This window comes from Flavobacteriales bacterium (assembly GCA_013001705.1).
GTDB lineage: Bacteria > Bacteroidota > Bacteroidia > Flavobacteriales_D > JABDKJ01 > JABDLZ01.
Window position 1 is genome coordinate 1 of sequence record JABDLZ010000024.1, and the last position, 7,717, is coordinate 7,717.

Sequence of the window (7,717 nt, forward strand, 5' to 3'; positions counted from 1 at the left end):
ACGCCCATGTGGCAGTCACCTGCTCAGCAGATGCAGTCATCCCCGCCTGGGCCTACATGCTGGTGGGTAGCAAACTGCAAGGTGTAGCCCAGACTGTGCACTTCGGTACGTTAGAGAGCATGGAAGATGTACTGTACCAAGAGGCCATCGCGAGCATGGACCGGGAAGCCTACCGTGAGGGAAGGGTTATGGTGCGCGGTTGCGGCAAGGACGTACCCACTTCGGCCTATCTCTATCTCACGCAGCGCTTGCAGCCGGTGGTGAAATCCCTCATGTTCGGAGAAGCGTGCAGTTCGGTTCCGGTGTATAAGGCGCCTAGGGAGGCGATTAGATGATGAGATAATTAGATGATGGAGTTTGGGTTGATGCGTTGAATGCGTTGAATGCGTTGAATGCGTTTGTGGGTTGAATGCGTTGAGGCGTTGAATGCGTTTGGGGGTTGAGGGGTCGATTAGATAATTAGATGATGGGGTGAATGCGTTGAGGCGTTGAATGCGTTTGTGGGTTGAATGCGTTGTTGGGTTGAGGTGTTTATGCGTTGATGAGTTCTTGTTTTTGGGTTTTTGCGTTGTGGGGTAGTTCAATGCGGGACGGAGGATTTCAGATGTCGCTTTCCAGCCAGCGACTGAGGAAGACATTGGTGACCATGTAGCCGCTTTCATTTCTGTGGATCAACTCCTTATCTTCCAATACGCCCAGAGCTTGTCTGACGGTACTGACCGCACTGAGCCCATGCTCGCGGATGAATGAGCTACGCGTAGGGACATCTACATTTCCAGCCTTTGCAATGGCCAGCAAGAGCTTGGCCTGATGAGGACTCAGCAGTTTGGTCAAGGCCTTGAATTCCGATCCATGCTCCCTTAGGATACTGTTCCTCACCTGTAGCAGGTCGCTTTCCTCGTATTTCTTGAGGCCCAGACCATAGAGCCGATTGAAGAGGAACTGTACATAATAGGTGTGACATCTTGCCCATGTCAATCCACGGTCGATCACCTCGGGAGCTATCTCTCTCTCCGCAGATTGGAAATGCCCTCTGATGAAATCGTTGTAGACCCTTTGATCGATGTAGTCCAAGTGGATAGGCTCTGTAGACTGATAGAATGGTCGTTTATGATCGGAGAACAGCATGGCCATCATCCGCTGGTCACTTCCGGAAAAAATGAACCGGATATTCTTACTCTGCTGTATGTATTCCCTGAGCAAGGCATCGGTCCTTCCATCACTGAACTCCATTACTTGCTGGAATTCATCTATAGCGATGATGACCACTTTTTTCTGTTGATCCAGAAATTGGAACAACTCCCGCATGGTCACATCCCGGGATGGAGTGGGCCTGACAGACACTCCGAAACGAGGTAGGCCAGTGACCTCATCAAAACCCACATTGAGATCTATAGAACGCATGGTCTCCAAGATCCTCTTCATAAGCCCCGGACCAGGCCTTCCGATCTGATTGACCACCTCCTCGACCAATTTCTGGATGAACTCCTCTTCACTGCGTATTCGATAGATATCGAGATATACCGTGACATACTTCCGCTGATTCTTGAAGAAGTGATGCAGAAGTGCGGACTTACCCAACTTGCGCAAGGAGATCAATCGCACATTGCGCTGATTGGCCATCGCCTTTCGCAATCGCTTCAGGTCATCTTCCCTATCGCAGAAATACTCTTTGGATACATAGTTATAGATAGGAAATGGATTGAAGTCGTCCTGCATGTATCAAAGGTACATATTTTATGTGTTATAATTTATGTCACATATAATATGCGCGAACTCTACCTACCCTCGAACACCCGTTCTCTTAAATCCTGGGTCTTGATTCTGAACTCTTGATTCTTGAATCTGAACTCTTGAATCCTCTATCTGGACTCTTGAATCCACCCTAATACGCCCTCTCGTTGACGCCCTTGTAGAAATTGATGAAGGCCTTGTTGACCACCTTGTTTCCACCCGGAGTCGGATAGTTACCGGTGAAGTACCAATCGCCCGTATGCTCCGGACAGGAGGCATGTAGGCCTTTGATAGATTGGAAGATGATCTTGACCTCGGCATTCAGTTCTTCTGGGGTGAGCAGTTCCGCAATCTTCCGAGAAATCTCTTCGCTCGTGAAGGGTGCATAAATCCTTTTGACATGATTGATCACCTCCTCTTTGGGCAGTTCGAGTTGCTTCTCACAATCGTTCATCACTTCATCTATGATGTAGCCCATATCGTTCTCCTTGAGCAGGGCGATGGCCGCTCGGAAGGCGATCAGGTCGCCCATCTTGGCCATATCGATCCCGTAGCAATCGGGATAGCGTATCTGCGGTGCTGAGGAGACCACTACGATGCGCTTGGGCTTCAGTCGGTCGAGCATGCGTAGGATACTCTGCTTGAGCGTAGTACCTCTGACGATACTGTCATCGATCACTACTAGGGTATCCTTGCCTGGTATCACTGTGCCGTAGGTGATGTCATAGACGTGCTCTACCAAGTCATCCCGATCGGAATCGTTGGTGATGAAGGTCCTCAACTTGGCATCCTTGATGGCCACTTTGTGGATACGTGTACGGGAATTGATCAATTCGCTCAATTCCTCATCGCTGAGTCCACCGGCCTTGATGCGTCTGATCTTCTCCCGGTTATGTCGGTTCTCGAGCCGCTTGATCATCCCGTAGAAGCTCACTTCGGCCGTATTGGGGATGAAGGAGAACACGGTATTGTCCATATCCTCATCGATGGCCTCGAGTATGGCCGGGACCAGTTTCTTGCCCAGTTCCATCCGCTCTCGATAGATATCCTGATCCGAGCCGCGTGAGAAATAGATGCGTTCAAAGGAGCAGGCCTTCTTCTCTTTGGGTTCTTTGATCTTGACCATTTCGGTCTCACCGGTGTATTTGATGGTAATGGCATGTCCCGGTCGCAGTTCCCTCACCTTCTCATAAGCCACGTTGAAAGTCGTCATAATCACGGGCCGCTCACTGGCCACCACCACGATCTCATCATCCTCATAATAATAGGCCGGACGTATACCGGATGGATCGCGGAGTACGAATGCATCCCCATGGCCCACCAGACCGCCCATGACATAACCCCCATCCCAATCGGTGGAGGCATTTTTCAAAATGTTCTGTATGTCCAACTCTCTTGCGATGTGCTCGGAGATCTCTTGATAGCTGGCCCCTTGCTCCCTATGCTTCCGGTAGATACGCTCATTCTCTTCATCCAGAAAATGCCCGATCTTCTCCATCACTGTGACGGTATCGGTCTTCTCTTTGGGATGCATGCCAATGGAGACCATGAAATCGAAGAGCTCATCGACATTGGTCAGGTTGAAATTGCCCGCCACGACCAGATTCTTGGTCTTCCAATTGTTCATCCGAAGGAAGGGATGGCAATTTTCAATACTGTTCTTACCGAAAGTTCCGTAACGCAAGTGCCCCATGAAGAGCTCCCCGGTGAAAGGCGCATTGCGCTTCAGCCATTCGGCATCCATCGCTTTGTCGGGGTGGGTCTTGAGCAATCTGCTGAATCGCTTATTGACATGGTCGAACACCTCTTTGATAGGCTTCTGCCCTACCGAGCGCTTGCGTGAGATGTATCGGGTACCCGGCTCGGTACCTATCTTGATATTGGCCAGTCCGGCTCCATCCTGACCCCGATTGTGCTGCTTCTCCATGAGCAGGTACATCTTACGGATACCATAGAATGGCGTGCCGTATTTTTCGGTGTAGTAAGAGAGGGGTTTCTTCAGGCGAAGCAGTGCGATACCGCACTCGTGCTTTATGCTATCACTCATCGTGGGTCACTAAGGGGCAAAGTTAGGTCATATAATCAAATGGAACGGTAGGTCGGCTTAGGGTCCAAAATCCGTGTTTCATGAGCTTCCGACAGCTATCTTTCTATCTCGACACTTGAATGGGATGTCGACTATCCTCTATACTTTTAACCAGAGCTATGGATAAGGTGCTACCTTGAGAGCCCACTTAGGAAAAACCGATCATGCGCATCAACGGACACGGACATATTCTTCCTGAACCCCATCAGATCCCGCAATTCATGAAGGATAAGAAATTGTTCTGGGTGGATGAGGACAAGAAATTCATGCGTCAAGGTGAATGGTCCAGACCCATTACACATCCCAGTTTCTTCCTGAAAGAAAAATTGGAATGGATGGAGCACTATGATATCGATCATGGAGTCATGCTCTGTCTATCACAGATGTACTGCAATGGATGGTCTGAACAGGACTGTGCAGATGGCATTCGATTTCAGAACGACTACAATGCTTCGATCCAAGCGGATTATCCTGAGAAGTTCACCTGCGGTTTTGTAGTACAACCGCTCTACATGGAGCAGGCCCTTCGCGAGATGGATCGTTGTGTCAATGAGTTGGGGTTGCGGATACTCTGCCTTCCGACCCATTTCTTAAGTGCTGATGGTGAGTGGCTATCCACTGCCGAGGAAGAAGTAGACCCCATCTATGAATTGGCCGATGAATACGGGCTGGCCATTCAGATCCACCCCTATGACGGTGAGAAGATGATCGCACTCAAGAACCAATACTGGCGATTCCATCTCGTATGGATGATCGCACAATGTGCCGATACCTTGCACATCTATTCTTTGCGCAATCATCCCAATAGATTTCCGAATTCACGAACATGCTTTGCCCATGGAGGGATGCTGGGAATCGCCAATTACGGTAGAAGGATACAAGGCTTCGATGGAAGGCCGGATATCTTCAAGGGCTACCAAGACCCGCGATCGACACTGGGCAGCAAGAATCTCTATTTCGACACCTTGGTGCATGACTCGTATACGCTGGAGCTGCTCAAAAAGCGCGTGAAGGCCAGCCAGATCATCATGGGATTGGATGACCCATATCCGCTAGGAGAAATGGAAGGAGTGGGCACGTCCTATCCCGGAAGGGTGGTGGATTATGCCGTTGAGACAGGCATCCTCACCGAACAAGAAGGCAAGGACATCTGGCACAAGAATGTCTTGGATTGGCTAGGCAAAGAGCTTACAACAAGCTGAATCTGTTACTGGGTCCTATTAACTTTCAGTGCTTTCTACAAAACGTGGATCCACCTCCATGGTATGACTACAGTTATCACAGGTGCGAAGTTCTTCCGAACCGTAGAATTCTTTGAATCTGGGTAGGAAATCCTTTTCGATGTTGGTCAAGGGAAAATAGGTCTCGTGCAGTTTATGATTGCAGTTATCGCAGAACCAGAGCAGACCATCGGTATCCTCTGAATTGCGCTTGCATTCTATGACCAGTCCCAAGCTACCTTCCTCACGCATGGGTGAGTGCGGCACCTTGGCCGGATGCAGATACATATCTCCCGGACCCAATGGGATATCCACGGCCTTTCCATCTTCTTGGATGCGCACCGTAATATTCCCCTCCAACTGATAGAATAACTCCTCGGTCTCATTGTAGTGATAGTCCTTACGGGCATTGGGACCGGCCACGATCATGACGATATAGTCTCCGGATTCCTTGTACAGGTTGCGGTTGCCTACCGGTGGTCTGAGTTCATCACGATGTTCGGCTATCCATTGATCGAGATTGAAAGGTCTACGTATGGCCATGTGAATAGGGTCTAAGAAGTTGAGCCCCTAATATACTCAGCTGGATGGGACAGGCTGAAGGTCCCGGATCGGATAAAAAAGAAAAAACCCATCCCGAAATCTATTCGGGACGGGCTCTTCCAACCATTAAACTAACCAAACTAAATCATCAATTTCTTAGTTCAAAGGCTCAGAGGGTCACGGCAAGCTGGATCCACACTCGGACCTTCTCACCAGAATTCCTTCCTGGCACCCACTTAGGCAGTGCCTGTAATACGTTCAGCGCTTTCTCGTCCCATTCATCGTTCAGTCCTTTGACCATCTCGATGTCTTCGATGCGACCTTGTTCAGAGACTACGAATCCGATTTCGATTGTTTCTCCTTTCTGTGCGCTACCACCATCTTCTACGAGGGGTTTCAGCTTAAGTTTCAAAAAATCCAGAAAATTTTCAGTTCCTGCTTCATATTCGGGCATCTTGTCCACGTAGAAGAAGGCCTGCTTGACCGGATTGAAGGCCGCATACATGCGTTCTGCCAAGCGATTTCCTCTGCTATCGAATCGCTCCCATATTCCGATCTTGTGATTATTGAGATAGTGCCCTTTGCTCTCTAGCTTGCCATTATCATGATAGAACTCGAAATACCCTTGGAATCTCTCTCCGCGCTCATCGGTGGCCTTACCGATCATCTTCAGCCGCCCTTCCAGGTCGAACATCTCCAGCCTATAGGCCTGGTCGGCCGGGGTGGTCTTCACATAAAGTTGGGCATCCTTCTTCTTACAGGGTCGTAAGGCCTGATCACGCCACATGGCCTGTTGGGCCTGAGTGGACAGGGTGACTATGACGAGAAGGGCCATAGTGAAGGTCAGTTTGAGTCCGGTGTTCATGACAATGGAATTATGTCTATACCCATACGTATTTGCAGGGCAGGAGGTTACGACTCCAGAAGAACGGTCAGGACAGGACGATGAAGAGGATCTGGGCGATCACGATCTTGAGGATCAGAGCGATGGGGAACATCACGGTGAATCCATACATCGGTAAGCGATTATTGGCCTTCTCTATACCGAAATCCAAGATGGCCGGTTGATTGGCCACCATTCCCATCAGTAGTCCAAAGGGACGTTTCAAGATGCGATAGCCGAAGAATAGTATGGTGAGGGCCGTGCTCAGACTGATGATTCCTGAAGCGATCACTATCCAGAGCGAATCCATGGACAGTGAGGCCACCAATGCACCGCCTGAGCGGATACCCAGCGTAGCGAGAAGCAGGATCAATCCGATCTGCTGTAAAGTGACATTCGCACTGTACGGCAGGGTCCAGAGGACTTTGCCCGTTTTGCGGATACCCCCTAGGATGAGCCCTACGATGAGTGGTCCACCGGCATAGCCGAGTTTGAAAGAAAGTGTCGGGCCCAGATCGAACTGAACATTTCCTAGAATGAGACCGAGCCCCATTCCAATTCCGAAGGAAAACAAGTTGATACGGCTCGACTGATGGTAGGAATCACCAAAGAAAGAGGATAGATCCTTCAGGTCCCTTCGTCTGGCCATGAATCGGATACGGTCTCCGAGTTCCAGCACGGTGTCCCCTTTTGCCAACATCTCCACATCTCCTCTTCGTATACGGGTGATCACGGCATTGAATCGCTCATCCAGATTCAATGAAGCGATGGTATTTCCGGCAACATTCGGATTGGAAACGAAGATGCTTCGGGCATCATAGGAGCGGGAATCCTCGGTGTGGGGCATCTTGACCCTTTTTCCGAATTCTTCGATCACCTCTTCCAGATCCTCCGCATTTCCCACCACGATGATCTTATCCCCCACCTCGAAGCGCGTGCTCCAATTGATGAGCCCGAGTCTGCCTTCTTTGAGAATGCGACCGAAATTGACATTCCAATCGTATCCATTCATCAGATCCCGCAACTCCTTATCGCAGACTTCGGGATTGGTGATCTCCACGGCACAACTGCTCAAACGCTCATCCAATGGATAGTCCTTTCGCCAGCGCTTGGCTTCTTCCGCATAATCGATCTTCAGCCATTTCTGGGCCCAAACGATAGCGATCATCCCGCCAATCACGCCCATAGGGTAGGCAAAACTGTAGCCTATCACCGCTTCATTGGCCAAGCTTTGGGCCACAGTCTCGGAGT

Annotated in this window: 7 protein-coding genes; 2 read left to right on the plus strand and 5 right to left on the minus strand. The window is 49.9% G+C overall.

Annotation, left to right across the window (positions count from 1 at the left end; genetic code table 11):
* Positions 1-335: DUF2480 family protein (locus HKN79_00625; GenBank protein NNC82056.1), on the plus strand; the 335-nt coding region annotated here is incomplete at its 5' end.
* Positions 336-600: 265 nt separating this feature from the next.
* Here the strand turns inward: HKN79_00625 and HKN79_00630 are convergent.
* Both HKN79_00630 and HKN79_00635 read right to left on the minus strand, forming a co-directional pair.
* Positions 601-1,719 carry an ATP-binding protein gene (locus tag HKN79_00630; protein ID NNC82057.1) on the minus strand — a complete coding sequence of 373 codons (1,119 nt, stop codon included), beginning with the start codon at positions 1,717-1,719 and terminating at the stop codon, positions 601-603.
* 166 nt (positions 1,720-1,885) lie between these two features.
* Complete coding sequence (locus tag HKN79_00635; protein NNC82058.1) at positions 1,886-3,781, minus strand: amidophosphoribosyltransferase; 1,896 nt, start codon at positions 3,779-3,781, stop codon at positions 1,886-1,888.
* A gap of 203 nt (positions 3,782-3,984) precedes the next feature.
* Between HKN79_00635 and HKN79_00640 the strand changes: the two genes are divergently transcribed.
* Complete coding sequence (locus HKN79_00640) at positions 3,985-5,022, plus strand: amidohydrolase family protein (protein ID NNC82059.1); 1,038 nt, start codon at positions 3,985-3,987, stop codon at positions 5,020-5,022.
* Between the two features lie 18 nt (positions 5,023-5,040).
* On the opposite strand, the gene HKN79_00645 is transcribed toward HKN79_00640, so the two are convergent.
* The 3 genes from HKN79_00645 to HKN79_00655 form a co-directional block, all read right to left on the minus strand.
* On the minus strand, positions 5,041-5,583 hold the full coding sequence (locus HKN79_00645; GenBank protein ID NNC82060.1) for a 3-hydroxyanthranilate 3,4-dioxygenase: 543 nt from the start codon (positions 5,581-5,583) through the stop codon (positions 5,041-5,043).
* Positions 5,584-5,752: 169 nt separating this feature from the next.
* Positions 5,753-6,448, minus strand: coding sequence for a hypothetical protein (locus HKN79_00650; protein NNC82061.1), 696 nt, complete (start codon positions 6,446-6,448; stop codon positions 5,753-5,755).
* Between the two features lie 67 nt (positions 6,449-6,515).
* Positions 6,516-7,717, minus strand: a 1,202-nt coding sequence (locus HKN79_00655; protein ID NNC82062.1) for a hypothetical protein, incomplete at its 5' end; no start/stop codon positions are given.